General features: G+C 35.3%; 23 protein-coding genes. 12 read left to right on the top strand and 11 right to left on the bottom strand.

Annotated features, from left to right (window positions below):
* Positions 1–27 precede the first annotated feature (27 nt).
* Together LS70_RS02500 and LS70_RS02495 are read right to left on the bottom strand one after the other, a co-directional pair.
* Entirely contained in the window at positions 28–1,413 is a 1,386-nt protein-coding gene (locus tag LS70_RS02500; RefSeq protein ID WP_034290334.1) for a cation:dicarboxylate symporter family transporter, read from the bottom strand.
* 92 nt (positions 1,414–1,505) lie between these two features.
* Positions 1,506–4,157, bottom strand: coding sequence for a phosphoenolpyruvate carboxylase (locus tag LS70_RS02495; protein ID WP_034290336.1), 2,652 nt, complete (start codon positions 4,155–4,157; stop codon positions 1,506–1,508).
* Positions 4,158–4,306: 149 nt separating this feature from the next.
* On the opposite strand from LS70_RS02495, the gene LS70_RS02490 reads away from it, so the two are divergent.
* Complete coding sequence (locus LS70_RS02490) at positions 4,307–5,497, top strand: aspartate aminotransferase family protein (RefSeq protein WP_034290338.1); 1,191 nt, start codon at positions 4,307–4,309, stop codon at positions 5,495–5,497.
* Between the two features lie 23 nt (positions 5,498–5,520).
* Here the strand turns inward: LS70_RS02490 and LS70_RS02485 are convergent, their stop codons facing one another.
* Positions 5,521–6,963, bottom strand: a complete 1,443-nt coding sequence (locus LS70_RS02485) for a major outer membrane protein (protein WP_034290340.1) — start codon at positions 6,961–6,963, stop codon at positions 5,521–5,523.
* Positions 6,964–7,061: 98 nt separating this feature from the next.
* Between LS70_RS02485 and LS70_RS02480 the strand changes: the two genes are divergently transcribed.
* Genes LS70_RS02480 through LS70_RS02460 form a run of 5 tightly spaced genes read left to right on the top strand, consistent with a single transcriptional unit; the run spans position 7,062 to position 11,263 of the window.
* Positions 7,062–8,168 carry an ABC transporter substrate-binding protein gene (locus LS70_RS02480; RefSeq protein ID WP_034290342.1) on the top strand — a complete coding sequence of 369 codons (1,107 nt, stop codon included), beginning with the start codon at positions 7,062–7,064 and terminating at the stop codon, positions 8,166–8,168.
* Positions 8,169–8,172: 4 nt separating this feature from the next.
* Entirely contained in the window at positions 8,173–9,225 is a 1,053-nt protein-coding gene (locus tag LS70_RS02475) for a FecCD family ABC transporter permease (protein ID WP_034290344.1), read from the top strand.
* A complete protein-coding gene (locus tag LS70_RS02470; RefSeq protein WP_034290346.1) occupies positions 9,219–9,971 on the top strand; it encodes an ABC transporter ATP-binding protein in 753 nt (250 codons plus the stop codon). Before LS70_RS02475 ends, LS70_RS02470 begins: the two co-directional genes overlap by 7 nt.
* 10 nt (positions 9,972–9,981) lie before the next feature.
* Positions 9,982–10,413: a pseudoazurin gene (locus tag LS70_RS02465; RefSeq protein ID WP_034290348.1), complete on the top strand. Its 432-nt coding sequence runs from the start codon at positions 9,982–9,984 to the stop codon at positions 10,411–10,413.
* Positions 10,391–11,263 carry an ATP-grasp domain-containing protein gene (locus LS70_RS02460; RefSeq protein ID WP_034290350.1) on the top strand — a complete coding sequence of 291 codons (873 nt, stop codon included), beginning with the start codon at positions 10,391–10,393 and terminating at the stop codon, positions 11,261–11,263. The genes LS70_RS02465 and LS70_RS02460 overlap by 23 nt, the downstream gene beginning before the upstream one ends.
* On the opposite strand, the gene LS70_RS02455 is transcribed toward LS70_RS02460, so the two are convergent.
* From LS70_RS02455 to LS70_RS02445, 3 genes are read right to left on the bottom strand one after another with little or no spacing between them, the layout of a single operon-like run.
* Positions 11,250–12,149 carry a tetraacyldisaccharide 4'-kinase gene (locus LS70_RS02455; RefSeq protein WP_034290352.1) on the bottom strand — a complete coding sequence of 300 codons (900 nt, stop codon included), beginning with the start codon at positions 12,147–12,149 and terminating at the stop codon, positions 11,250–11,252. The genes LS70_RS02460 and LS70_RS02455 overlap by 14 nt on opposite strands.
* Positions 12,150–12,157: 8 nt before the next feature.
* A complete protein-coding gene (locus LS70_RS02450) occupies positions 12,158–13,288 on the bottom strand; it encodes a DegT/DnrJ/EryC1/StrS family aminotransferase (RefSeq protein WP_034290387.1) in 1,131 nt (376 codons plus the stop codon).
* Positions 13,289–13,298: 10 nt separating this feature from the next.
* On the bottom strand, positions 13,299–14,057 hold the full coding sequence (locus LS70_RS02445; protein ID WP_034290353.1) for an NAD+ synthase: 759 nt from the start codon (positions 14,055–14,057) through the stop codon (positions 13,299–13,301).
* 139 nt (positions 14,058–14,196) lie between these two features.
* Between LS70_RS02445 and LS70_RS02440 the strand changes: the two genes are divergently transcribed.
* A complete protein-coding gene (locus tag LS70_RS02440) occupies positions 14,197–15,123 on the top strand; it encodes an OmpA family protein (protein WP_034290355.1) in 927 nt (308 codons plus the stop codon).
* Between the two features lie 12 nt (positions 15,124–15,135).
* Complete coding sequence (locus tag LS70_RS02435; protein WP_034290357.1) at positions 15,136–16,530, top strand: chemotaxis protein CheX; 1,395 nt, start codon at positions 15,136–15,138, stop codon at positions 16,528–16,530.
* On the opposite strand, the gene LS70_RS02430 is transcribed toward LS70_RS02435, so the two are convergent.
* Genes LS70_RS02430 through fliW form a run of 5 tightly spaced genes read right to left on the bottom strand, consistent with a single transcriptional unit; the run spans position 16,513 to position 20,364 of the window.
* Entirely contained in the window at positions 16,513–16,995 is a 483-nt protein-coding gene (locus tag LS70_RS02430) for a RuvX/YqgF family protein (protein WP_034290359.1), read from the bottom strand. The genes LS70_RS02435 and LS70_RS02430 overlap by 18 nt on opposite strands.
* Entirely contained in the window at positions 16,979–18,232 is a 1,254-nt protein-coding gene (locus tag LS70_RS02425; RefSeq protein ID WP_138109309.1) for a glycosyltransferase family 4 protein, read from the bottom strand. Before LS70_RS02425 ends, LS70_RS02430 begins: the two co-directional genes overlap by 17 nt.
* Before the next feature lie 55 nt (positions 18,233–18,287).
* Positions 18,288–19,187 (bottom strand): tRNA (adenosine(37)-N6)-dimethylallyltransferase MiaA, encoded by a 900-nt coding sequence (gene miaA / locus LS70_RS02420; protein ID WP_236096424.1) that lies wholly within the window; start codon positions 19,185–19,187, stop codon positions 18,288–18,290.
* Position 19,188: 1 nt separating this feature from the next.
* A complete protein-coding gene (locus LS70_RS02415; RefSeq protein ID WP_034290365.1) occupies positions 19,189–19,929 on the bottom strand; it encodes a pyrroline-5-carboxylate reductase in 741 nt (246 codons plus the stop codon).
* Positions 19,930–19,935: 6 nt separating this feature from the next.
* On the bottom strand, positions 19,936–20,364 hold the full coding sequence (gene fliW, locus LS70_RS02410) for a flagellar assembly protein FliW (RefSeq protein ID WP_034290367.1): 429 nt from the start codon (positions 20,362–20,364) through the stop codon (positions 19,936–19,938).
* A 240-nt stretch (positions 20,365–20,604) separates the two neighbouring features.
* On the opposite strand from fliW, the gene LS70_RS02405 reads away from it, so the two are divergent.
* From LS70_RS02405 to LS70_RS02390, 4 genes are read left to right on the top strand one after another with little or no spacing between them, the layout of a single operon-like run.
* Complete coding sequence (locus LS70_RS02405) at positions 20,605–21,264, top strand: outer membrane protein assembly factor BamD (RefSeq protein WP_052083419.1); 660 nt, start codon at positions 20,605–20,607, stop codon at positions 21,262–21,264.
* 8 nt (positions 21,265–21,272) lie between these two features.
* Positions 21,273–23,711, top strand: a complete 2,439-nt coding sequence (lon, locus tag LS70_RS02400) for an endopeptidase La (protein ID WP_034290369.1) — start codon at positions 21,273–21,275, stop codon at positions 23,709–23,711.
* Between the two features lie 14 nt (positions 23,712–23,725).
* Positions 23,726–24,985, top strand: a complete 1,260-nt coding sequence (locus LS70_RS02395) for an adenine-specific methyltransferase EcoRI family protein (RefSeq protein ID WP_034290371.1) — start codon at positions 23,726–23,728, stop codon at positions 24,983–24,985.
* Entirely contained in the window at positions 24,986–26,119 is a 1,134-nt protein-coding gene (locus tag LS70_RS02390; protein ID WP_034290373.1) for an HNH endonuclease family protein, read from the top strand.
* Positions 26,120–26,185 lie beyond the last annotated feature (66 nt).

The raw sequence follows: 26,185 nt of genomic DNA, 5'->3' as shown, positions 1-26,185 counted from the left end.
ATGTTTTACACTCTATTTAGAGGACTTTTAACCCTTATAAATCTTTTTATCTAACGCCTTAAGATTTTTTGCTGTGCAAAGTGCTGAAGTCATAGCACCTGAAACATTGCTTGCTGTGCGTGCCATATCCACAATAGGATCTACTGCTAAAACAAGACTAAGCAGCATAAAATTATCCCCAAACCCAATTCCAGCAAGCATAATAGAAGCAGCCATTGTAGCACTTCCGGGAACTCCTGCGATTCCAAGTGAGCCAAGCACTGCAACCAAAATAATCATTAAAGCAAAGCTAAAATCAATTTCTACTCCCAATAAATTTGCAACCAACACTGCAGCCATTGCAGGAAAATATCCAGCACAACCATTAAGCCCTGTTGTTGTGCCAATACTTGCTACAAAATTAGCGACTGCTGATGAAACTCCAAATTTATCTTGCAAAGTAGAAATATTAAGGGGTAAAGTTGCGACACTTGAACGAGAACTAAAAGCAAAAAGCAAAACCGGGAAGGCTTTTTTGATATAAATTAGCGGATTTAATCCTTGAGAGAACAACAACACAAAATGCACTCCAAACATTAAAAGCATTGCAACATAAGTCAAAATAATAAAAAGTCCTGCTGTTTTAATTGCTTCAAAGCCATTACTTAAAAGAACATTTGCCATCATACATACCACAGCATAAGGCATAAAGTGAATCACCACTCCTGTCATTTGCATCATAATGCCATAGAAAGTTTTAACAAGATTCTTAAAGCTTGTAAAAGACTTTTCATATTCTTCTTGTTTGCTAATATGTTTTCCGCCAATCCCAACAAAAAAGGCAAAAATCACTATGGCGATAATATTTTCTTTACTCATTGCATTAATAATATTGCTAGGGATTAGGTTTTGTAGAATACTTGTTAAAGTTGCAATTTCTCTAATCTGTCTTGTCCCCTCATCTAAGATTATATTTTTCCCCAAGTCAAATACAACTGCTAAACTTAAGCCCACAATCGCGGCTAAAGCCGTGCTAAAAAGTATCCAAAAAAGACTAACACTAAGCAAAGAAGAGATTTTAACATCTTTATCAATTTCTATAATAACTTTCACAATACAAGAAAAAATTAATGGAATCACTAGCATTTTGATAAATGCCACAAATACAGCACTAAAAAATCCAAACCAGTGTTTTGCTTCATCAAACCAAATTATTGCTTTAGCTTCATTTGCGCTAGGATAATCCGCTAAGTATTGCAAAACAAAACCCAACAAAAGACCGACACAAAGTGCAAAAAGCATTCTAGCTGCAAAACTAATTTTCTTATCATACATTTTTTTGATAATGAAAAATATTACAAAAAGTGTTGTCAAAATCATTAAGATTTGCGGGCTAGAGAGTCGTAAAAAGTGGCTAAAAAACTCATAATTCATAAAAATTCCTTTTATAAAAATTAAAAACTTTTAAAGCCGCAATTATAGTATATTTTAGGAATCTCTATCAAAATTTATACATAAAACAAAAATCACCCTGTATTTCTAACACCTTGTGCGATTCCAACAATTGTTGTTACAATCTGTTTAGCAATACGTTCTTTTTGTTCTGCATATTGCGATTCTTTAAAAGCACGCATTAAATGCAATTGAAAAAAGCTAAGACTTCTTAAAAAAGGTTTTCTTAGCAAAATAGATTCTTGAATAAGCTTTTCACTTGCCAATAAATGCTCTTCTTCGCGCACATATAAAAGCCATTGCATTGTCAAATGGTATTCCTTTTCAATTCTCTCCCAAATACAATCCCGCAATACTTTATTTTCTACAAAATCACTATAATGCTTAGCAATCTCTAAATCCACTTTTAAGAAAGCTTGCGAAATATTATCAAGCGTTGTTTTAAAAAATAAATCTTCCTTATAGCATCGTCTGAAAATTTCTTTATCTCCATATTGTTTAAAAGCTGCTTCAAGCCCACTTCCTAAGCCATACCATGCAGGAATTATAGAACGATTCTGCATCCAAGCAAACACCCAAGGAATCGCGCGCAAATCTTCCACATTTTGTGTATCTTTACGCTTGCTTGGGCGCGAGCCGATGTTTAATTGCTGGATAAAATAAATAGGAGTTGCTTGCTTAAAATACTCTATAAAACCTTCTGTTTCATACACCAAATTCCGATATGCTTTATAAGATTCCACACTCACATTTTGCAAAATTGTATCAAAATCAAAATTTTCTTTGTCGTGTTGCTTGCCATATCTATCATACATAGACTTTTTAAGCAAAGTTGCTAAAGTGCTACTTAAATTAGATTCCGCCTTTTTAGGATTAAGATATTTATAGCTAATCACTTCACCTTGCTCAGTTGTTTTTAAAAAACCTGCCACACTTTTAAGAGGAGAACTCAAAAGAGCATTTTCAAGCGCGCCACCACCGCGACTAACACTTCCGCCCCTACCATGAAATAGTCTAAATTTAATCTTTAATTCTTCTTCTAACACAATTAAATTTTCAATCGCTTTACGCAAAGCATAATTGCTCGTAAAGATTCCGCCATCTTTACTAGAATCTGAATAACCAATCATAATTTCTTGATAATTTTTGCGCGATTGTAGATATTCTGCGTAATGTGGATTTGCACATAATTGGCGCAAAATTTGCGGAGCGGATTCCAAATCATTAATTGTCTCAAAAAGTGGAGAGATAGAAATGCGCGTTTTTTTGCCTTTGCGCCACAATCCACTTTGTTTTGCAAACCACAACACACAAAGCAAATCATTTGCACTTTGGCACATTGAGATAATACAAGAATCCATAATACTATCACTAATTTTGTCTTTTGCCCATTTGAAATTTACAAAGGCTAGCAAAGTTTCCTGTGTTTGCGCGCTCAACTTACCATACAAAATATTTAAATCCAACAATGGTGCGTCTAAAGCTGCATTTAACACTTTTGTTTGCTCAAGTTTTGGTAAAAGCGTTAAATCCCCTTGCACATATCCAAGATGAGAAAAAATCTCCGCAAGTGCATTCCAAAATACATCTCTATGTTGGCGAAAATCAAGCTGCATTAAATGGAATCCCGCAAGAATTGCTAAGTTTTTTAACTCTTTTAAATATAAACTGCTGCGCACGTCTAAGGAGTTTATCATCATATCAATATCTTTAATAAACTCTTTAGAATTTGCATACATATAAGGTTTATTTTCACTTAGCGCGCTTTCTGGTAGGTTTAAAGCTAAGATTCTATTATGTAATTTTTGGCGCATACAAGTTAGCTTAGCGCGAAAAGGCTCTTGCACAAATAACTTTTTTGCAAGAATCCCTAAATGCTCCTTTTCTGCTTCTAAACTCTCCATCAAATCTTCACTTGGGGTAATATATTCTTGCGCTATGGACAGCTCACGCCCTAATTTATCAATCCTTTTTAAATACTGATTAATAATTGTCTCGTGTTGTTTTTTCATCACTTCAAGCATAATGGCATTTGTAACATAAGGATTCCCATCTCTATCTCCCCCAATCCAACTTCCAAGCCTAATAGGAGATTTTTTTAGAGATTCTTTATCGCCCAAAATTTCTAGTGCTTCTTGCACTTCTTTAAGCACATTAACACCACTTTGCAAAATAGAACTTTCCATAAAATAAAGCAGATTATCTAGCTCAAACAAAACTTCAATTTTTTCACTGCGGACAATATGGCTATACCAAAGCAAGTTTAGACGATATTTCAAATGCTCCTTTGCTTTAACATCGCCAAATTTAAACCATTTTTCCAAATCATCGCACATTTCATGATAGCTCTCTAAAAATGTTCTACGCAAAGATTCCGTAGGGTGAGCGGTAAAAACAGGATAGAATCGCATTTTCTTTAGCACTTCTTGAATATCCTGTATATCATAATTTTGCGCTTTTAGCTCTTGCAGTGCATTTTGAATTTTGCTGTGTTGCACTCTATTTAAACGATAGCGTTCATCAATAATATTTAACAACAAATGATAAAGCGTAAAAGCCTTAATAAGATGAGAAATATTCTCCGCACTTAATGTGCTAAAAGAGTTAAAATCTTCTGTGCTTCCATCTTTTAAAGCAATAAATAAAGGGCAAATTTGTGGTGCAACTACTTCTAATTGTTCGCACATTAATGTAAAAATAAATTCTGTTTCTTTGGTTTTATCCATTTGCGATTCCTTTTTATAAAGAAAGTTTTAAAATTATAACGCTTTTTCAGTAAGCGCGTAAAAAGTCTCTATAAAAAATAAAACTTTTGTAAGTCTTGCTAAAACTTTAAGGTGGTAAAATGCTTAGAATTTCTTTATAAGGCAAGCGAATGAATGCACAAACTCTAAAGCAAATGGATTTAGACTATGTTCTACACACCTATGCGCGCAATTACACGCATTTTGTAAAGGGAAATGGCGCAACACTTTATGATGACAAAGGCAAAAACTATATTGACTTTGGTTCTGGAATCGCTGTATGTAGCGTAGGGCATGGCAATGAGCGTTTAGCAGAAGCAATTTATAAACAAGCAAAACATTTAATCCACACTTCTAATCTTTATTTGATTGAGCCCCAAGCAAAGCTTGCCAAAAAACTTGTAGAATTAAGCGGTTATGATATGCGTGTATTTTTTGCAAATTCTGGCGCGGAAGCAAATGAAGGAGCATTAAAGATTGCAAGAAAATTTGGAGAAGAAAATGGCGAACTTAAAAGGTATCAAATCATCACTTTAGATTCCTCTTTTCATGGGCGCACGATTAGCACGCTTAAAGCAACCGCACAAAGCAAAATGCACCAATATTTTGGACCTTTTCCTGATGGATTTGTTTATGCAAAAGATTTAAGTGATATTCCCAATAAAATTAGCGATGTTACTTGTGCAGTGCTTTTGGAGCTTGTGCAAGGAGAAGGAGGAATCACTCCCTTTGATAAACAAGAAGTGCAAAATCTCGCAAAATTCTTAAAAGAAAAAAATATTCTTTTAATGATTGATGAGGTGCAAACGGGTATTTATCGCAGTGGCGAGCTGTTTGCTTCGCAAGTTTATGGAATCACACCTGATGTAATAACCACTGCAAAAGGGCTTGCTGGGGGTGTGCCAATCGGTGCTGTAATGACAAGTCTAAAAAATATTTTTTCTCCAAGCGACCATGGAAGCACTTTTGGTGGAAATTTCTTATCCACAAGCGCAGCTTTAGAAGTCTTAGAGATTCTAAGTGCGTTAAAGCAAAGTGGAGAGCTAGAGCGCACAATTACTTATTTCACACAAAAATTACAAAACTTACAAAAAGCATATCATGAAATTTTCATTCAAGAAGTAGGATTAGGGCTTATGCGCGGACTTAGGGTAAAAGACGCAGAAACTTTAAGTGCGTTTTTGGAATCTAGTTTTAAAAATGGTGTTTTGGTGCTTAAAAGTGGCAAAAATACAGCACGATTCTTACCAAGCTTAACGATTACAAAAGAAGAAATAGACTTAGGTTTTGAACGTTTGGAATCCTGCCTAAAGGCACTTTAGGATTCCAATCCTAACAAATCAATCTAAAAGTTATAACGCATTTCAAAACGGAATCTATTAAACTTTTCTTCTTGTGTAAATTTAGTAGAATCCCAAGCACTCACATTACTACTTTTTAACAATAATTCCTTATCTATTTTTGTTTCTAACATCGCATAATATGCAGTAAGACGCATTTGTTTTGAAAGACGATACACAAGCACAGGAGTAATTTCTCTAAAATTAATCTCCCCATTATACGCACTTGCGCCACTTCCACGTGAGAGCTTATTTTTTCCATCAATATATTCTAAACCTATGTTAAGATTTTCTAAAATTTGATAGTTTGGCACAGCATAAAAAACTTGCAATTCATTACTTTCCCCCTTTGCAGGAGTTCTTGTTCCTGTATTTGGTAACATTGAAATTGTAACTCCGGTTGCTTCATTTTCAAACCAAATGCGACCTGTTGGATTATAATTAAAATATCCCTCATTATCCAATGAAACCGTATAACTATGTTTTGTATTTCCCCAATATCCAACCCTAAGACTAAATGGAATCGCAAATTGTTTTAAATTTGCCCCAACTTCTATAATATACAAATCCGCCACATTTTGAAAATCTTGTGTATCATAGGTATGCGCAAAAGAGCTTCCATTGTTATAATCATATCCCCAAGAAGCAGCTTTATCATTGATTAATTGCGACAAAGGATTTTCATTTTTTGTTAAGTTAGCATACGCATAAATGCCTTTTATGCTAAAGATTCCATTATCAAAAGAAGCTTGGGAATATAAACCAAAATCTAAAATATCTGTGATATTTGTCCCCCAAACCTGCGCTTCAAAGTTCCCAACTAAGGTTTCATAACTTCCAATAGCAGCTATTTGATAAAAAGGCTTAGAAATGGATTGTTCATCATCTAAGTATCCAATATAAATATCATCAATGCTAAAAGAATCATACGCACTTGCCAAAAATGTCCAATGCGGTAAATCTGCATTACCCACTACAATTCCTGTTGCACGATCATGCAAAACATCATTATAAGGTGTATTTAAAACCATTTTACCCATTTTAATTGTTGTGTTTGTAGAATCAAATGTGTAAGTTGCATAAAAATTACTTACTCCAAAATCTCTATCCTTGCCAGAGCCAAGCCCATTTCCTGTTCCATCTCCATTTTTTCCATGCGTGATGGTTTGGCTTGGATTATGATAAAGCACCCCTAAATACATACTAATATTATCTATAATCGGTGTTTGAAAATCCATAGAAGCGCGCCATTGATGCTTAGCTGTTCCCTTTTTTGCACTACGAGCCGTATCTTTTAAAAATAATTCATTTTCCCTTCTATCATCTGTATAACGATAGCGCAACATTCCACTCATCTCAACCCCTTTAATCGCCTCTTCTAATGGTGTTGCTTGCGCAGTTTGCAATACAACAAAACCAACTGCTATACTTAATAGTATCTTTTTCAAATTAACTCCTTAAAATAAAAATGATTTTTATTATATTGATTTTTCTTTAAAAATGAGTATAATTCCTATTATAAATTTTATTTTAAGGAGAATCATTAATGAAAACTCATATTTTCAAAGTGATATTTGCTTGCTTTATGGTTACAATAGGCTTAAATGTCTATGCAGAAACAAAAGTTATCAAAGATGTCTTAAGGCGTGAAGTTGCAATTAATTATCCACCAAAACGCATTGCATTAGGCTTTTATTATACAGATTTTATTGCTGTTGGGGGAACAGAAGCATTAGAAAATGTCGTAGGCTTTTCTAAAGCTGTTTGGACAGATTGGACACCTTCTAGTTGGGAAATGTATAGCAAAGCAGTGCCGCGATTACATCAACTAGAAGACTTTGGAGAAATAGAAGTTGGCACATTTTCTGTAGAAAAAATATTATCTTTAAAGCCTGATGTTTTAATCCTTGCAGATTGGCAATACCAAATCTTAGAAATTGATTTAGAGCCTATTATAGATGCTAAGATTCCAATTGTTGTGCTAGATTATAATCGTGAGACAGTAGAGCGACACACTGCAAGCACCCTTGCATTAGGGCAGATTACAGGCAATGAAAAACGTGCTAAAGAATTAGTAGAATTCTATTCTAATACCATTAAAGAAGTGCAAAGCAGAATCGCAAAAGCAAATTTACCTAAGCCAAAAATTTATATCGAGTTTGGAAACAAAGGTCCAAACGAAACAGGATTTACTTATGGCAAAGATATGTGGGGTGCTCTTATGGATTTAGCAGGAGGTGAGAATATTGCTGCACCATTTGTTGAAAAATGGAGTCCAATTAATCCAGAGCAAATTATTGTCGCAAAACCTGAAGTCATTATGATTGCAGGAAGAGAAGCAGAACTCAACAAAAACAAAGAAGCAATGGTAATGGGTGTAAATATTGAAGAAAAAGAAGCCAAAAGACGCCTAGAAGCTTATAAAAAACGCTCTGCTTGGAATAGCCTACCAGCAATCCAAGAAGGACGTTTGTATGGATTATATATGGGAGCTTCAAGAACACTTGCAGATGCAGCAATGGTGCAATATATTGCAAAAGCTCTTTATCCAAATTTATTTGACGATATAGATCCGATTCAAACTTACATAGATTTTCACAAAAAATACTTACCCGTTGTGCCAAAAGGCACTTTTGGAATCCAGGTAAAATAGCTTTATGAAAGCCGTTGCACAAACCTTAAAAGCGCATCGCAAAAGAGAAATAAAACGTTTGATTCTGATTGTTTTCTTTTTAGGAATTGCGTTAATTTCTCTCATCTTTGATATTGCAACAGGACCAGCAATGCTTCCTATAAGAGAAGTCGTAGATGCCTTATTTGCTCCTTTTTTAGAGCATTTAAATGTAGATACAACAACTCTTGCAATAATTCACGACTTAAGGCTTCCTATGGCACTAATGGCATTAGTTGTTGGTGCTGCGCTTGGTGTTGGGGGAGCAGAGATTCAAACATTGCTCAACAACCCTATGGCAAGCCCTTATACATTGGGGCTTGCTGCCGCTGCTGGATTTGGTGCTTCGCTTGTGATTTCTTTTGGGACTTTTGGATTGCCTTTAATGGTTGCTGTTCCACTAGGTGCATTTTTAATGACTCTGCTTGCGGGAGCAATTTTATTTGGATTTGCAGCACTTGCGCATTTTGGCTCTGCAATGCTTGTATTAGTTGGAATCGCATTATTATTTTTATTTCAATCCTTACTTTCTTTAATCCAATATCTCTCAAGCCCAGAAATTTCACAACAGATTCTTTTTTGGTTATTTGGCAGTTTATTAAAATCAAATTGGACAAATTTAGGAGTTGTAAGCCTTGTTAGTTGCGTGTGTATCTCCCTTCTTCTTAGGGATTCTTGGGCATTAACTGCTTTAAAGCTTGGTGAAACGCGTGCAATTAGTATGGGTGTTGATTTAGTTGCATTACGTTTTAGAACACTTATTTTAGTTTCTATAATGACTGCAACAGCAATTAGTTTTGTAGGAGTAATTGGCTTTATTGGGCTTGTTGCGCCACATATTGCAAGAATGCTTGTTGGGGAAGATCAAAGATTCTTTTTGCCTGCTTCTTTGTTAATTGGAGCAGCATTTTTATCCATCTCTTCTGTGCTATCTAAAGTCATTATCCCGGGTGCTCTTTTTCCTGTTGGAATCATCACTTCTTTTGTAGGAGTGCCTTTTTTCTTTTGGATTATTTTTTCTAGGAAAAGAATATGCTAGAGTTAAAATCTTTTACACTTACACGCAAAAATATTTGTGTGGCAAATACGCTTAATCTTAGTCTAAAATCTGGCAATGTGTATTGTATTTTAGGACCAAATGGAGTGGGAAAGTCTTCGCTTATTAATGCAATTTTTGGAATCTTACCTTATAAAGGAGAGATTTTGTATAACAATGCTCCCTTAAAAGGTCAAAAGCATATAAGTTTTATGCCACAAGATACAAATGTAGATGTAAATTTAACTGCATTAGAAATTGTGCTATTAGGATTAATTGACCATTTAGGAATGTATTTAAGCGATTCCCAAATTAAACAAGCGGCGACTTTAATGGAAGAGCTTGGAATCTTGCATTTAGCACAAAGAGATATTTTAAGCTTAAGTGGTGGGCAAAGACAAATGATAATGTTTGCGCAAACCTTAATAAAGAACCCTAAGATTTTACTCCTTGATGAGCCTGTAAGTGCGCTAGATATGCACCATCAATGTGTATTACTAGAATGCGTGCGCAAAACCACACGCGCTAGAAATCTCTTAACCATAATGGTTTTACATGATTTATCACTAAGTGCGCAATTTGCGGATTCTATCCTTATGCTAAGTGAAGGCAAAATTCAAGCACAAGGGAACCCAAAAGAAGTTTTACAAAAAGATTTAATAGAAAATCTCTACAAAGTCAAAACAGAGATTTTCTACAATGCAGATGGAATCCCAATTATCGCCACAAAAGGCGCAATCTATAAATAAAGGATAAACAATGAAAAAATTACTTGCTTTAATATTTGCCTTATCTTTTTGCTTTGCAAAAGATTATGAAGTTCAAATGTTAGATTTAAATGAAAACGGGCAAACAATGGTTTTTGAGCCTGCATTTATAAAAATCGCTCCTGGCGATTCTGTAACCTTTGTGCCAACGCACAAAAGCCATTATGTGCGCAGTGTCGCAATCCCAGAAAGTGCGCAAAAGTTTGAAAGTCTCTTAGATAAAAAAAAGACATTTACTTTTGAAAAAGAAGGAATTTATCTTTATGTATGTCCTCCGCACCAAATGATGAATATGGTGGGAATTATTCAAGTTGGCAAACCTACAAATTTAAAAAAGGTGGAATCTTTACTTCCAAAACTTGAAAAACGCGCAATCAGCAATAAAGGGCGTTGGCTAGAATATGCGAAACGCATTACAGAATAAACAAATTATCATTGCCACTTGCAAAGCTTATCCATTAGGCAATGCAAGCTTGCAAGAACTTTGTAAAGCACTAAACGCCTTTTACCAAACACGATTAATTCCTTGGCATGAGATTAAGATTCCTCTTTTACCAAAAGAAACATTAATTTTGCCGCTTGCGATATGGGATTATAGTTTAGAGATTGAGAAATTCTTAGAATTTTTAGAAACATTAAAAAACTATAAGATTGCAATTTTAAACACACGAGAGGCAATTTTATGGAATCTTTCTAAAGAATACTTGCTGACTTTAAAAGATTTTCCTATCGCGCCAAGCATTGTTTTAAAACAAAACACTTATAAAGATTCTAGTTTAAAAGAACAAATCCAACATCTTTGCAATACATCTTCAAAACAATGGGAAAATCCTGTAATAAAGCCACTTGTTGGACAAAGTGGAATAGGTGTTAAACGGCTAAATGATGGAGTGCTTGCTAAAGATTATCCCAAAGGACTTTTAATCCAACCTTATCTTACAGATATTACACAAGGAGAAGCGTGTTTGATTTGCATAAATGGAGTATTTTCTCACGCAATTTTACGCAAACCAACAACAGGAGAGTGGCGCGCAAATAGTGCTTATGGCGTCAGTATAGAATCTCTTACCCCTCCACAAAATTATATTCATCTAGCACAAAATCTTTTGGAATCTCTCCCCTTTAAAACGCTTTATGCAAGAATTGATATTATAGGCAATGCTTCTACATTCTACATTAATGAAATAGAATGTATAGAACCTGCATTATATTTACAAGAAAAAGATATTAAAGCTTTAATACAAGCTATTTTAGGATTCTCTAATTTTTCTTAATATAGTCTTTAATACTTGTTGTGATACTAGGATTAATCTTTAATTGTAATTGCAAAATCGACAAAGGAACGCCAAAATTTTCTAATTTTGGCACATCTTTTTGCGTTACAAGCAAAGAAGTTGCTCCTAAAGCTTGATATTGTTTTAAAATATTTTCTTTATCAAAAAAAGAATGGTCTTTTAGTGTAATTTTTCCCACCACATTAGGCAAATACTCCTCCAAACGCGCAGGATTTGCAATAGCGGTTAATAGCAACATTTTAGGAGTGGTATTAACTACTTCTACTTTTCTTTCATAATCCACTCCTTCTTTTGCGACAATATCTGCTTGCCTATAAGCACTCTTATGCTCTCTATATCCTCCACTTGGGATACAAAAACTAAAATAAGGTTCTAATTTTGGCTTTAAAAGAATATTGAGTTTTTTGAATTTAAAGCGGAATCCATCATCTAAAAATATAATTTTAGCTCCTAATTCTTTAGCTTTTAAGATTCCATTCTCTCGCTTCTCACTCACAATCACACTTGCATTTGGCAAGGCTTTAGCTAGCATTATTGCTTCATCTCCTACTTTTTCTACATTTTCTTGAATAGCACCTTGAATGCTAACAATCTTTAATCCCTTGCTTTTGCGTCCATACCCACGCAAAATCACACATACATCTGCATAATCCTTTGCAACTTCTATAATAAAAGGCGACTTTCCACTTCCACCAAGCACTAAGTTTCCCACACTAATAATTGGAATCCCAAAATCTTTAAAACGTGCAAATTTACGCTTTAGCGTTGCAATTACACAATAGATGAAAGAAAAAGGTAGCAACAATAAGGCTAAAGCCTTTTGCATAGGGTTTGGTGCATAAAAATACTGCTCAATTTTGCGCATTTCTCTCCCTATACGCGCACACGCGCAAAGTGTAACACTTGCTTACAGACATAATCCAAATCTTCTTGTTGCATTGCACTATAAATTGGCAAACTTAAAATTTGTTGATAATTTCTAAGCGCAACAGGAAAATCGCTAATTTTGTATTTGTATTTACTTTTATAATATGTTAATAAATGCGAAGGCACAAAATGCAATGCAGTCTCGATTCCACATTCTTTAAGCTCTCTTGCAAAATGGTCGCGATTCTTATCCACTTTAATAATAAAGTGCAAGAAAGTATGCTCGCTTTTAACCACAGGCAAAGAAATATGCGGTGCATTCTCTAAATTTTGATAATAATATTTTGCAATCTCTTGACGGCGTTTAATAATATAATCAATGCGCCTAAGTTGGCTTAAACAAAGCGCAACATCAAGATAACTCACATTATATTTATTTCCAATACCCACGACATCATATAAATATTGCGGGCGTGTAGAAGTTGTTTTTTCACTAATGATTCCATGATAGCGTAGCAATATCGCTGCTTCTGCAAGCTCTTTATCATGCGTGGTTAAAACCCCAGTTTGCGCCACAGGATTAAACGCATCAAGCACAATACTAAAAATGCTCGCAAAACTCTTTTTTGCTCCAATCTTTACACCCTTATATGTAAGCCCCAAAGCCATTGTTGCATCTTCAATAATCTTAATATTATGCGATTGCGCAAGCTCAAAAAATGGTTCAATATCCATTGCTTGCCCAGCTGTGTGGCTTACAATAATTGCGCGCAACTTCTTTACACCCACTTTTGCGATAGTTTCTTTGCATTTTTCAAAAGACATAAAAAAAGTATCACTATCAATATCTACAAAAATTGGTTCTGCATCAAAATGCCGAATAATCTCTGGAAACATAGGGTGGCAATTCACAGAACAGATAATCTTATCACCCCTTTTAATATCCATAGCAAACAAGCATAAATGAAACGCTGTTGTCCCACTTAGTGTTGCTATGGCATATTCAATTCCAATAAAATTTCTAAACTCCTCTTCAAGCTCACTAACAATATCATAACTTGGATTCTCTAAGACAGAAGCAATTGCGTCTTTCTCTGCTTTTGTAATATCGGGGATAAAATAGGGAATTTTTCGCATACCACTTCCTTTAAATTTGCGCAATTTCTGGCATTTTTTGCTTAAAAGCAAAACGTTGCATTCTTTCTTGGACTAATTGTAATGCATCTTTTGGCAAACCTGTATTTAAAATTGCCATATCGTCCTTTCCTTCCTGCAATAGTAACATAATTCTATCTAAGATTGCATAAGAAAACCCGAGCTCTGCCTCATCACTCTGCCCTGCATATAAGTCTGCGCTTGGGGCTTTTTGTAGAATGCTTTGTGGAATCCCCAACACTTTAGCAAGGCTGTAAATTTCTGTTTTATAAAGATTGCCTATCGGGTTAATCGCACAAGCTAAATCCCCATAAATTGTCCCATATCCTAGCAAAATCTCACTTTTATTACTCGTCCCAACCACAAGTGCATGATTTGCAAACGCATAATCATACAAACAAATCATACGCAATCGCGCACTTAAATTCCCTAATCGTAAAGGATTTTCTCTTAAATGTGGCAAAAGATTTTCAAAAGCATTTTGTGGCTCTGCAATACTCAAAATCTCATAAGAGATTCCAAACTTTTCACATAACTCCAAAGCATCTGCTAAGCTTTCTTTGCTTGATTGTTTAGAAGGTAGCATTAATGCTTTATGGGATTGCTCAAAAGCAAGCTGACAAAGTCTAGCAACTACGGCAGAATCAATCCCTCCACTTAGCCCAAATACAACAGCATTAAATCCACGATTCTTGACTTCTTGTTGGATAAATTTTACAAGTTTTTGCGCAATTGTTTCAAAATCTCTCATCAAAACTCCCTTTCCTAAAAGGCGTAAATACGCTTTTATATAGTTTTTTAAACAGGATTTTAAAATTTTTATATCGTCTAATTTTATCTAAATTATTTATTAGATAAAATATACACCATTTCAAAAAAAGGATTGGATCATGAAAAAAGCACTCGCACTTTCTTTAGCACTTAGCACCTCCGTATTTGCAGCGGATAATCTCTTTGAAATCACTCCGCAAATTGGTGGGAGTTGGCATATTAGCAATGATAGATATGCTAATGATATTGATTTAAGCTATGGTTTAAAATTTGCTACTCGCGTTTTACCGAACGTTCTTTTAGAAATTGGTTATGACCGCATAGATGGCGTAGATTATAGTATTCCTAATACTTCTACTGATATTAATCGCTACTATATTGACCTTGTTAGAGAGTTCTACACAGAAAACAAAATCTCACCTTATATTTTAGGTGGTTTTGGTTATGAGCATATTACAAATGAACTCCAAAGCGTAGATAGTGATTTCTTTGGGCAATACGGCGTAGGTTTGCGCTATGCTATGACTGAATTCTTGCACCTTAAAACAGAAATCAAACATATTCTTAGCTTTGATGGACGTAGTGATATTGTGGGAATGATAGGCTTTAGTATTCCTTTTGGCACTTACTCTAATAACACTATTACAAATAATGCTACCGTAAAAGCAGGAGAAGAACTAACAGGGCAGCCAGCACTCTCACATATTCACACATTTTCTGTGCAATTCCCATTTGATTCTTCTGTTGTTGCGCCAAAATATAATGCAGAAATCAGAGATTTTGCACAATCTCTAAAAGAAAACCCAAATCAAACTGCTGTAATTAGCGGTCATACGGATTCTATAGGAAATGATGAGTATAACCAAAGATTATCAGAGAATCGCGCAAAAGCAGTTAAAAACGCAATTATCAAAGAAGGTGTGCAAGCAGAACGTTTAGAAGCTAAAGGCTATGGAGAGTCTAGACCTATTGCAGATAATGCAACAGCAGAAGGCAGACAAGCAAATAGAAGAGTAGAAGCAGAAATCTACAACAACACCAAATAATTAAGTAGGATTATGCGACCAATTATTAAGCATGATATTGCCATTTATGCACCAGATGTGCATTTAGATATGAAAGCCGCTAAAGAGATTTGCCAAGTGCTAATCTCAAATAGCGCGACAATCCGTTCTCTTGCATTAAAGGCAGTCTATTTTTCTTTTGAAAATGTGCATGAATTTGATGAAGGAGCAACAATCCTCATCGCAAAAGCACTTCTTGCAATGCAAAATAAAGTTAGCGTTACAGTAGCTTTTGTAGATTATAATGATGCACAATTTCCAAAACTAAAGGCTTTATTTCCTAATAAGAGCTTGCCGCTGTTTCGCACAGAAAATATGGCAAATCTTTTATTAGGACTTAAAAGTCCTCCTTTAAACCAAACTATTATCTATTACGATAACGATAATATGGTGCAAACACTTGTATCTCAAGAACTAAGCTCAAAAGGCTATCAAGTCATTTGTGTGCATACAAGTGATGAATTCATCACCAAACGTCGCCAATTTTTAGACAAAGCCATTTATCTTTATGATATTTATTTTGATATTACAAACAATTTTATCCCAGTTGTTATTGCAAATGGAATCGTAACCTACACCTTATATAAAAAAGTCGATAAAAATATTTCTCTTTTCTTTAATACACAAGCGCATAATTCCAGACTTAGAGAAGGTTATAAAGTTTTTATTTTTGATGCAAGTGATGCAAAAGAGTTTAATCTAAGTGTGCTTGATTTTATTATGTCTTTGGCACTTAATAATATGCGCTTTGAAGCCTGTATTGCTATTTGTGGATTAAAAATAAATTTAGACCCTGATAAACAAAATCTTTGCGTGCGTAGCAATATTTTATTTTTCAATAGCGTTGAAGAATGCAAAAAAAATCCAAAAATTCAAGAATTAGCTAAAAGTTATCAAGCAACAGAACAAAAACGCAAAGGACTAACAAAGCATCTTGTAGCACAACTTCCGGTATTTATCAATGCAGCTATTGAAACATTGTCTTCACTCACAGGAGGAAGCGCAAAACGCACAGATTATAAAGTAACACAATATAACAAAACTTCCCAAGCAGATATTATGGGAGCAATGATTAAATTTGAAGGGGATTTAAACGGCTTAGTTGCGCTATGCTTTAGCAAATCTATCGTTAAAGAAGCCTCTATGATGCTTTTAGGGGAAGAATCCCAAAATGATGACGAATTATTAGACGTTATTAGCGAATTTACAAACATCATCGCGGGACGCTCAAAAGCCGTGCTATCAGAACATAATGTCTCTATTGGAATCTCTTTGCCAAAGGCTTATAAGAGTGAAGAAGAAATTGCTGTCTCACTAAGCGGCAAGCAAGGCGTGCAAGTCAATCTACTACTTAATGATAAACCTTTAGTTCTATTTTTGGCACATTAAATATCGCTCTAAAATCACAAGTGCCGCAAGAGAATCCAAACTACCATCTTTGCTATGTGCTTTCTTTCGCATTTTTTTATCTTCTAATCTCTCTAATGCTTCTTTAGAGCTAAAAGCTTCATCAAAAAACACAATTTTTATATGAGATTCCAACTCCAACAATCCAACAAAATGCTTAATACGCCTTTGCATTGCTAAAATTGGGTCTTCATCTTCGCATTTAGATTCTTCTAAAATACAATCTCTTAAAGTGGAATCTTTTTTAGGAAATCCCACCACAAGCACGCTAGCTTGCGATTCTTTAATCAGAGTGCGCACGGCATTTGCTGCTTGATTGCGATTTTTACGCAAAATTGGCTCTAAACAAAGTGGAATCCCATTGATACACTTTGCCACTCCGATACGTTTTAATCCAACATCAATCGCTAAGATAATTTGTGCTTTCTCTTTAGCGGAAATTTCCATCATGCTCCATACGCAAGATTCCATTATGGATAATATGTGGATTAAATCCAGCTTTCTTAGCAAAAAGTGGTTCTAAAATCTCTAATAAACGCTGCGTGCTAGTCTCCATATCTAAGGCGACTTGCGCCTTTTTAAACTCTTTTGAAAAATCTTTTTTCAAAGCTTTTTTGAGTGCATCTAACCATTCTTTAATCTCTTTATCTGTCGGGATTCTTAAATGGTCTTTTCGACATTCTTCTGGAATATTAACCGCAAACCCCATTCCTGCCATAGCTTCTTGCAAGCCCCCTCCATTATTTGCACTCACAATTGCTGGAATCTTATTTAACACCGCCTCACTTGCTACTCTCCCCCAAGATTCATAAGCTAAAGAAGGTGCAAGCAACACTTTTGTAACCTTATAAACTTCTTTCATATTATTTGTATGTTGCGCAATATCGACATTGCTAAACATTTTTGGAGTATAAGGAGTTTTATTGCTATCTGGCAAATGCAATGCACCAAGTGCTTCTGCAAAACTTCCGCGCCCATCTACGGCTAAAAATTTTACATCAGGCAATTCTTTTTGTGCTATCTCTGCAAGTTTTGCAAAAATACTAACACCTTTTGGAGCGCAAGGATTTACCATTGTTACATATTTAGGGTCTCTTTCTTTAGAAAGAACTAAATCCCTATTAATAAAGATTCCAGTAGCTTGCACATTAAGTCTATCTCTCGCTGCATACAAATCTGCAGTAGCTCTTGCATCAGTGATAAGCAAGTCGCAATCATCAAAAGTATAATAAGGGTGGTTAGCATTATAAATCGGATAAACAAATGGAATCCCACGTCTTTTAGCCTCTGCATGGATTGCAATCCCACTTGTTCCTGTTCCATAACCCATTGCAACATCTGGGCGAAACCAATTACAAAGCATACTAAAATATTGAAAAAATCTCCAAGATTCTGAATAAGTAAAATCCTCCATTGCACGACTTTTACAAATAGTATAATGGTATTCAATCCCGCTTTCTTCATCTTTAACAACTACGGGTTTGTTGTCGCGATTTTTAAGTTCTTCTTCTAACTTTGGAAAATAAGTCGCCCCTCTAGGAGAATCAAAAATAAAACTCCCAAGCACTTTAATTTCTATGCCCTTTTTCGCAAGTTGCTCTAGCATTGCCTTACATTGCACTGCTGCTCCAGAGCTTGTATCATGCAAACTAAAAGGACTAACCCATAATAATTTTCTTGTCATATACTATCCTTAAAAATCCAAAAAATTTCAAAATTCTAACAAACTTTTTCCAAAATTAAGCTAATGCACGCTTAATAGCAACTTGCACTTCTAAATTCTCCCCACAAAAATGCGCAGAAAATTGCGTTTTATTAAAAGTTCTTTGACGCTTAGCAAGTTGTGCTGTGTGTATTGTAATTAAGGATTCTAATTCTTGTAAATTTATTTCTCCCCGCCTAAAGGCTAAAACCTCTTTGATTCCTATACTTTTAGCCCATTGTTGCACTTCTCCATAACGCGTGATTAGCCCATTAACCTCATCAATTAATCCTTGCTCTAGCATCATCTTTGTGCGTAATGCAATCTTCTTTCTTAAAATCTCTCTATCTAAGAGAATCTCAAAAATTTCGCAATGCTCTAAAATAGGCTTAGGAGGATTGTTTGCAAAATACACGCTAGGAATACAATCTGCATTAAAATAAATCTCCAAAGCGCGCATAATCCGATAAGAATCTTTAGGTTTTATCAAACTTGCATACGTGCTATCAATCTGCGCCAAAAAAGTGTATTGAGCCTCTAAATCTCCCAAATCTTGAATCTTTAAAGCTGTGGATTCTTTTATTTTTGGCAAACTAGAGATTCCACTAAGCAGGGTTTTTAGATAAAAACTACTCCCGCCAACGATTAATAAGGGTTTGTTGTATTGTTTGCAAAACTCTTTTGCACTATGGTATTGCGTGATGAAATTTTGCACATTTTGCGTCTGTTTGGGCGATAACACATCAATCCCAAAATGCGTAACACCTTCGCGCTCTTTTGGGCTAGGTTTCGCACTTGCAATATCAATCTCTTTATAAATACTTAAGGAATCCAAAGAAAGAATAACGCAATTTTTCTCTCTTGCAATCTCCAAAGAAAGCGCAGTTTTACCCGAGCCACTTCCTCCTAAAATTGCAATTACTGGCAGATTTTGCAAGTTAAGCGAAATTTTTAGAAGCTAAAACTGCCTCTAAAAAAGCATTTTTAATAGCGTGTTTTTCTAAAGCTGCGATACCTTGAGCTGTAGAACCTCCAGGACTCATTACGCTTTCTTTTAAAAGCACAGGGTGGCTTTGTTCTAAAAGAGTAGAAAATCCACCAAAAAGTGTTTGAACAATTTGCGTAGAATCTTCCCTGCTTAGACCATATGTTACTCCACTGTCAATTAGCGATTCTGCAACAAGTGCCAAAAACGCCGGAGCACACCCGCCAAGAGCTGTGGCTATAGAAAAATTCTTTTCTTCTAGCCAAATGTTTTTTCCAATAGAGTTAAAAATTTTAAAGGCATCTTCTTTAGCTGCTAAATCCCCGCAAAGGCTTGTAATAGATTGCTTCACGCTTGCACACACATTTGGCATTGCGCGAATATAAGATTCTGAAGAAATCGCAGTTTTTAACTGCTCAAGCGTAACAGCATTTAAAATCGAATACACGCATTTTGCTTTGCCTTTAAAAGCAAAAGATGTTAAAGCATAAGGTTTGACACAAAGCAAAATTTCTCTATCTGCAATCTCAAGTGTAGAATCTTTTAAATAAAGAGGAGAGACGTTTAAAGCATCACAAAAAGCTTGAATTTTTGCAGAATCCCTACCGCAAACAAAAATTTCATAGCTATCTTTTAAGCCTTCTGCTAAGGCTTTTGCCATTTTTCCATAACCGACAAGGATTAAGGTTTTCATTGAAAATTATTGTTGGGAGAAATCAAAAAATTTAGAAATAGGCTCTGCTAGCCCAAAATTTTCATATTTTTGGTTTTCTAACACCACTTGAGCAAGCGTTTTATTCTCGAAGTTAAACAATACAGGTGCTAAGAAATTAATTGTTGAATCTTGAATAGGCTCTTGAATACAAACAATATTTAAAGTAACGACTTGATGATCTTGGGCAGCGACATTTGTGGAATCTTTCAACCCTAATGCTTCTCTAATAGGCATTGGAATCTCAAACTCATAGTCAGAACGCACGCTATAAGGGTTAATCAAAGTAAAAGAAATCCCATCATCATGCAGACTTTTGAGCTGCATAAAAGTTTCATCATCTTTTGCAATCTTCTCTAGTTTCATCTTTTTAATTTGTTCAAAACCCAAAATTGGCGATTTTACTTCAAATTCCATACCCTATTCCTTACACGCCTTTCTTTAAAAGATTAATTTTTAACACACAGCATTCTAGTATCAAAATTCTGCATTTTATCGCAATTAAAACAAAAAATCAATTTTATTTATCTAAATTTTAGAAAAATTTCCTGCAAATCCGCTATAATTACGCCCATCTATTAAGTTTGGCTGAATTTTGTCTCCAAACCTTTTAAAATTAAAATAAAATCAACCTAAAGGAATCTAAAAGTGTTTAAAATGATGAAATTTTCTTTTCTTAGTCTTTGTTTAGTCTTGCTTTTTGGTGCTTGCTCATCAAAAACTAATAGCGGTCTCGCTCTTGATGAAGTCAATAAACCGGCAGATTATTGGTATCAAAATATGCTAAAAGAAATCCGCAATGGAGATTTAGAAAAAGCAGATAGCTATTTTGTATCCTTGCAAAGTGAGCATTTAAATTCTCCATTATTAAGCGAAGCAATGTTAATTCTAGGGCGTGCGCATATGCAAGAAGAAGAATATATGCTTGCAGGATTCTACTTTGATGAATTCACAAAACGTTTTGGAAGTCCAGAAAATATTGACTTTATTAGGTTTTTAAAATTACAAGCAAATTATTTTGCCTTTTCTAAGCAATTCCGCGACCAACAATTACTTTTAGATTCCATTAGAGATGCCAAAGAATTCACTAAGCAATACCCTTACTCTCGTTATCGCCCAATGGTAGATTCCATGCTTTTACGCTTAGAATTATCTAATCTCACTTTAAATGAAGAAATTGCACAATTATATGAACGCAAGAAAAAAGGTAGCGGAGCAGAATATTATTTGGAAAAGACACAAGAAGTTCAATGGCTAAAAGATGTATTACGCAACGATGTAGAATCGCCTTGGTATCAGAAACTCTTTGAATGGTAGGAGCAAATATGCAATTAACACGTTATGGTGAGTTTCCAAAAGATTTGCCCCTTATTGTTGATGAGGATATGCTTCTGTATCCTTTTATGATTGCTCCACTATTTATTAGCGATGAAGACAATCTAAAAGCTGTTGAACTTGCAATGGAGAGCAAAGATAAATTAATTTTCATCGCCCCTTTAAAATCCGAAGAAGAGGAGACTTTAGATTTTTATGATGTTGGGATAATTGGCACAATTATGCGCCGCGTCCCCTTACCAGAAGGGAGAGTTAAGATTTTATTTCAAGGTTTAAGTCGTGGCAGTATTTTACAAATGGAATCTACAAATCCACGTATTGCTAGAGTTGCTCCAATTCTTTCTTCATCTTATGACCCTATCCGTATTGAAGCGATTTTAGCAGTTTTGAAAGAAAAATTACGCTTACTTTATAATATCGCACAAAATTTTCCCCAAGATTTGCTAAAAAGCATCAATGATACAAGCGACCCAAACCGCGCAGCAGACTTAATCTCTAGTGCGATTCGTTTAAAAAAAGACCAAGCTTATAAAATTTTCAAAGAAGAAAATCCAGAAGAGCGTTTATTAAGTCTTATTGAAATTACAATGGAAGAAATCCGCGCGCAACAAATCCAAAATGAGATTAAAAATAAAGTCAATTCTCAAATGGAAAAAGTTAATAAAGAATATTTCTTAAAAGAACAACTCAAGCAAATCCAAAAAGAACTCGGGGGAGATTCTAATAAAGATTCTGAAATTGAAGAATATCGCCAAAAGCTAGAATCTCTAAAACACGCTATGCCAAAAGATGCCTACAAAGAAATACAAAAGCAAATTAATAAACTCTCAAGAATGCACCAAGATAGCGCAGACGCAAATTTATTACAAAACTATTTAGAAATCGTCCTTGATATTCCTTTTGGAAAAATTGCAAAGAAAGATTTAGAAATTGATGCGGTGCAAAAACAACTTGACAAAGACCATTACGCCCTAGAAAAACCAAAAGAACGCATTTTAGAATATTTTGCAGTGCGCAAGCTCTTAGAAATTCGCCAAAAAGAGGATTCTAAAATAGATTCCACAGAAGCTAAAGGCACAATTCTTTGTTTCTATGGACCCCCGGGAGTTGGTAAAACAAGCCTCGCAAACTCCATTGCTACTGCTTTAAAGCGTAAATTAGTGCGGATTGCATTAGGAGGATTGGAAGATGTTAGCGAGTTAAGAGGACATCGCCGCACTTATATTGGAGCAATGCCCGGCAGAATCGTGCAAGGATTGATTGACGCTAAAGAAATAAATCCCGTCATTGTGCTAGATGAGATTGATAAAATCCGCAATTCTTTTCGCGGAGACCCATCTTCTGTATTGTTAGAAATTTTAGACCCTGAACAAAATAAAGAATTTAGAGATTATTACACAAATTTCAATTTAGATTTAAGTCAAGTGATTTTTGTAGCTACTGCAAATGATATTAGCGCGATTCCTGCTCCTTTGCGCGATAGAATGGAATTTATCAATATTAATAGCTACACACCAAGTCAAAAAGAACAAATTGCTAAGAAATATTTAATCCCCCAAGAGCTTAAAAAGCATGGCTTGCAAAGCAATGAAATTAGCTTCACACAAGCAGCAATTAAAATGCTGATTGAAAAATACACAAGAGAAGCAGGAGTGCGGAATCTTAGACGCAAGATTGCGGAGATTTTGCGTAAAGTTAGCAAACAAATTTTACAAAACATAGAACAAGAAAATTCCAAAAAGATTCAAATTACCCCAAAAACATTGCCAAATTACTTAGACAAAATTGTCTTTGAGTTTGAAAATGCGAGCAAAAATGCAGAAGTTGGGCTTGTTAATGGGCTTGCTTGGACAAGCGTAGGTGGAGATGTGCTAAAAATAGAAGCACTCAAAATCAAAGGCAAAGGCGGTTTGCATTTGACGGGGAATTTGGGCGATGTGATGAAAGAGAGTGCAAAAATCGCGTATTCTTATGTAAAATCACTCATAGATAGTGGGGTGCTAAAGATTGATTCTAAGCTTATTCCTCAAACACAAAAAGAAAAAGAAGAAAAAATCAAGCCTAAGCAAAGCGAAATTTATAATCGCTTTGATATTCATCTGCACGTTCCAGAAGGAGCTACGCCAAAAGATGGACCAAGTGCTGGAATCGCTATTGCAAGCGCGCTTGCTTCATTACTCACAAACAAAAAAGCAAAGGGAGATGTCGCAATGACAGGAGAGCTTACTTTACGTGGAAAAGTTCTGCCTATTGGCGGCTTGCAAGAAAAGCTTATTGCTGCATATAAATCTGGAATGCAAGAAGTTTTAATCCCTAAGAAAAATTTTGAAAGAGATTTAGATGAGATTCCACAAGAAGTCAAAGATGGCTTAAAAATCCACCCTGTAAGTGAGTTTAAAGAAGTTTTGCAAATTATCCTAGAAAAATAACTGCAAGGATAACAATGCAAAACAAATCCAAAAATCTACACGAAGCAAAGAAAAACAAAAACGATGAGTTTTATACGCAACTTAGTGATATAGAAAATGAGCTAAAGCACTATAAGGAGCATTTTAAAGATAAAGTCGTGCTGTGTAATTGTGATGACCCTTTAGCGTCTAACTTTTTTAAATATTTCTTTCTAAATTTTAAGCATTTAAAGCTAAAAGAGCTAATTTGCACCTGCTATAAAAGCCAAAATTTCAGAGAAATTAGCCAAGAGGATTCTCCACAAAAGGCTTATGCGATACGCATTTACAGGGATTGCAATCTATCCCCAAACCTTGAACAAATCCAAAAAGTTCTCTCCCTCTCTCTTTCTTGTCGCGAAAAACAAAGCCAAAAAACTTTGGATAATTTTGAAAAGAACAAGCACAAATTAAAAAATAGCCTTAAAATTCTAAAATCCGATGCAGATAAAACCTCACTTTTTGGGGTGTATGAGGACGAGGGGTTGGGTAATGCGGGAGATTTCCGCTCAAAAGACTGCATAGAGTTGCTAAAACATAGTGATATTGTGGTAACCAACCCGCCCTTTTCGCTCTTCCGAGAATATGTCGCATTGCTTATGCAGCATAAGAAAAAGTTTGTGATAGTGGCACATCAAAACGCTATTTCGTATAAAGAGATTTTTAAATACATTAAAACCAATGAAATATGGTTAGGCTATGGATTTAAAGGCGGGGCAGCGCACTTTATCAACTATCATTATGAGGATTATGCGACCGCTAACGACCACAGAGAAGGCATGATAAGAGTTTCTGGCGTTATTTGGCTAACAAATTTAAACCATAAAAAACGCACCGAATTGTTAGAGACGATTCACAGCTATGCTAAAAATCCCGATAAATACCCTAAGTATGATAATTATGACGCAATTAATGTCAATAAGACTGCGGAGATTCCGCTAGATTACGATGGCGTTATGGGCGTGCCCCTGACCTTTTTAGACAAGCATAATCCACAGCAGTTTGAGATAGTCGCCTTAGGAATTGTTGGTAGTTGCGAGTTTTCTTGTGAGAAAAAAATGGAAATTTTGGATAAGAATGGCAATAGGACGGGTAAATTTACAATAAACGCAAAAGGCACACTTTATAGAAAATGGGATAAACGTCTTGATAAAAAGCCCCCAGCATTTAGAAATTGTGAAACGGGTGAGCTTTATCAAAGCATTTACGCCCGAATCCTTATCCGCCCGCAATCTGCAAAAAACAAGGGAAAATAAATGAAAATAGAGCTACATAGAATCAAGATTAAAGACTTAGTGGCAGGATATAAGAGAGATGAGGAGAGTGGCGAGGTGGTGGCATTCGCTAAGGGCTCTCAAGCAAGTCTTAATATCCGTCCAAAATACCAAAGAGAGTTTGTCTATAAAGACGCCCAAAGAGATGCGGTGATAGATACTATAAGCAAAGGCTTCCCGCTAAATAGTATGTATTGGGTGAGGAATGATAAAAGTGCGGAGTATGAATACGAAGTGCTTGATGGGCAGCAAAGAAGCATTAGTATTTGTGATTATTATAAGGGAGATTTTTCACTCAATAGCGTGTATTTTCATAATTTACCTGATGACAAAAAAGAAGCATTTTTAAACTATGAGCTGATGGTTTATGTGTGTGAGGGAAGCGATAGTGAGAAGCTAGAGTGGTTTAGGGTAATCAATATCGCAGGAGAGAAACTCACAGACCAAGAGCTAAGAAATGCAGTCTATGCGAGTGCGTGGCTAAGTGATGCTAAGAGGAGATTTAGCAAGAGAAACTCTCTAGCCGAACAAAAAGGAGGGAAATACTTAAAAGGTTCAAGTATTCGCCAAGAGTTTTTAGAATCCGCTATCGCGTGGATAGTGAATAAACGTGATGAAAGGGAGATATGTGAATATATGGCAAGAAATGCTAAAGATTCTAAAAATGCCGATGAGCTGTGGGGGTATTTTAGCGCGGTGGTGGATTGGGTGGAGATGAAATTCAATTATCGCAAAGAACAAAAAGGGCTAGAATGGGGACTTTTGTATAACCGCTACAAAGATAAGCCCCTAGATAAAAATGAGCTTGAAAGCCAAATAGCAAAGCTCATGCAAGATAGCGAAGTGCAAAAGAAAAGCGGGATTTATGAGTATGTGCTAAGCGGTGATGCAAGGCATTTAAATCTAAGGATATTTGATGAGAACACGAAGCGCGAAGTTTATGAAGCACAAGTCGGAATCTGTGCGAACAAAAAATGCCCTAAAGGTGGGGTAAGGCTAGAGATAGGAGAAATGGAGGCAGACCATATCACACCTTGGAGCAAGGGAGGCAAGACAATAAGGGAAAATTGTCAAATGCTGTGCAAGGAGTGCAATAGACAAAAAGGAGGAAAGTAATAAATAATGCTTTAAGCAAGCTTAAGGATTCTATTGTAAAATTCAAAGCACAATGATACAAAAATA

Origin of the sequence: Helicobacter sp. MIT 11-5569 (genome assembly GCF_000765695.2) — a bacterium.
Lineage (GTDB): Bacteria > Campylobacterota > Campylobacteria > Campylobacterales > Helicobacteraceae > Helicobacter_D.
Note: the sequence above shows the minus strand (reverse complement) of the source record. Positions and strands in the feature narration are given on the sequence as shown.

Coding starts and splice junctions, on each gene's coding strand:
- LS70_RS02500 (WP_034290334.1), bottom strand. CDS start 1,413: ATGAATTATGAGTTTTTTAGCCACTTTTTACGACTCTCTAGCCCGCAA.
- LS70_RS02495 (WP_034290336.1), bottom strand. CDS start 4,157: ATGGATAAAACCAAAGAAACAGAATTTATTTTTACATTAATGTGCGAA.
- LS70_RS02490 (WP_034290338.1), top strand. CDS start 4,307: ATGAATGCACAAACTCTAAAGCAAATGGATTTAGACTATGTTCTACAC.
- LS70_RS02480 (WP_034290342.1), top strand. CDS start 7,062: ATGAAAACTCATATTTTCAAAGTGATATTTGCTTGCTTTATGGTTACA.
- LS70_RS02475 (WP_034290344.1), top strand. CDS start 8,173: ATGAAAGCCGTTGCACAAACCTTAAAAGCGCATCGCAAAAGAGAAATA.
- LS70_RS02470 (WP_034290346.1), top strand. CDS start 9,219: ATGCTAGAGTTAAAATCTTTTACACTTACACGCAAAAATATTTGTGTG.
- LS70_RS02465 (WP_034290348.1), top strand. CDS start 9,982: ATGAAAAAATTACTTGCTTTAATATTTGCCTTATCTTTTTGCTTTGCA.
- LS70_RS02460 (WP_034290350.1), top strand. CDS start 10,391: ATGCGAAACGCATTACAGAATAAACAAATTATCATTGCCACTTGCAAA.
- LS70_RS02455 (WP_034290352.1), bottom strand. CDS start 12,149: ATGCGCAAAATTGAGCAGTATTTTTATGCACCAAACCCTATGCAAAAG.
- LS70_RS02450 (WP_034290387.1), bottom strand. CDS start 13,288: ATGCGAAAAATTCCCTATTTTATCCCCGATATTACAAAAGCAGAGAAA.
- LS70_RS02445 (WP_034290353.1), bottom strand. CDS start 14,057: ATGAGAGATTTTGAAACAATTGCGCAAAAACTTGTAAAATTTATCCAA.
- LS70_RS02440 (WP_034290355.1), top strand. CDS start 14,197: ATGAAAAAAGCACTCGCACTTTCTTTAGCACTTAGCACCTCCGTATTT.
- LS70_RS02435 (WP_034290357.1), top strand. CDS start 15,136: ATGCGACCAATTATTAAGCATGATATTGCCATTTATGCACCAGATGTG.
- LS70_RS02430 (WP_034290359.1), bottom strand. CDS start 16,995: ATGGAAATTTCCGCTAAAGAGAAAGCACAAATTATCTTAGCGATTGAT.
- LS70_RS02425 (WP_138109309.1), bottom strand. CDS start 18,232: ATGACAAGAAAATTATTATGGGTTAGTCCTTTTAGTTTGCATGATACA.
- LS70_RS02415 (WP_034290365.1), bottom strand. CDS start 19,929: ATGAAAACCTTAATCCTTGTCGGTTATGGAAAAATGGCAAAAGCCTTA.
- fliW (WP_034290367.1), bottom strand. CDS start 20,364: ATGGAATTTGAAGTAAAATCGCCAATTTTGGGTTTTGAACAAATTAAA.
- LS70_RS02405 (WP_052083419.1), top strand. CDS start 20,605: ATGATGAAATTTTCTTTTCTTAGTCTTTGTTTAGTCTTGCTTTTTGGT.
- lon (WP_034290369.1), top strand. CDS start 21,273: ATGCAATTAACACGTTATGGTGAGTTTCCAAAAGATTTGCCCCTTATT.
- LS70_RS02395 (WP_034290371.1), top strand. CDS start 23,726: ATGCAAAACAAATCCAAAAATCTACACGAAGCAAAGAAAAACAAAAAC.
- LS70_RS02390 (WP_034290373.1), top strand. CDS start 24,986: ATGAAAATAGAGCTACATAGAATCAAGATTAAAGACTTAGTGGCAGGA.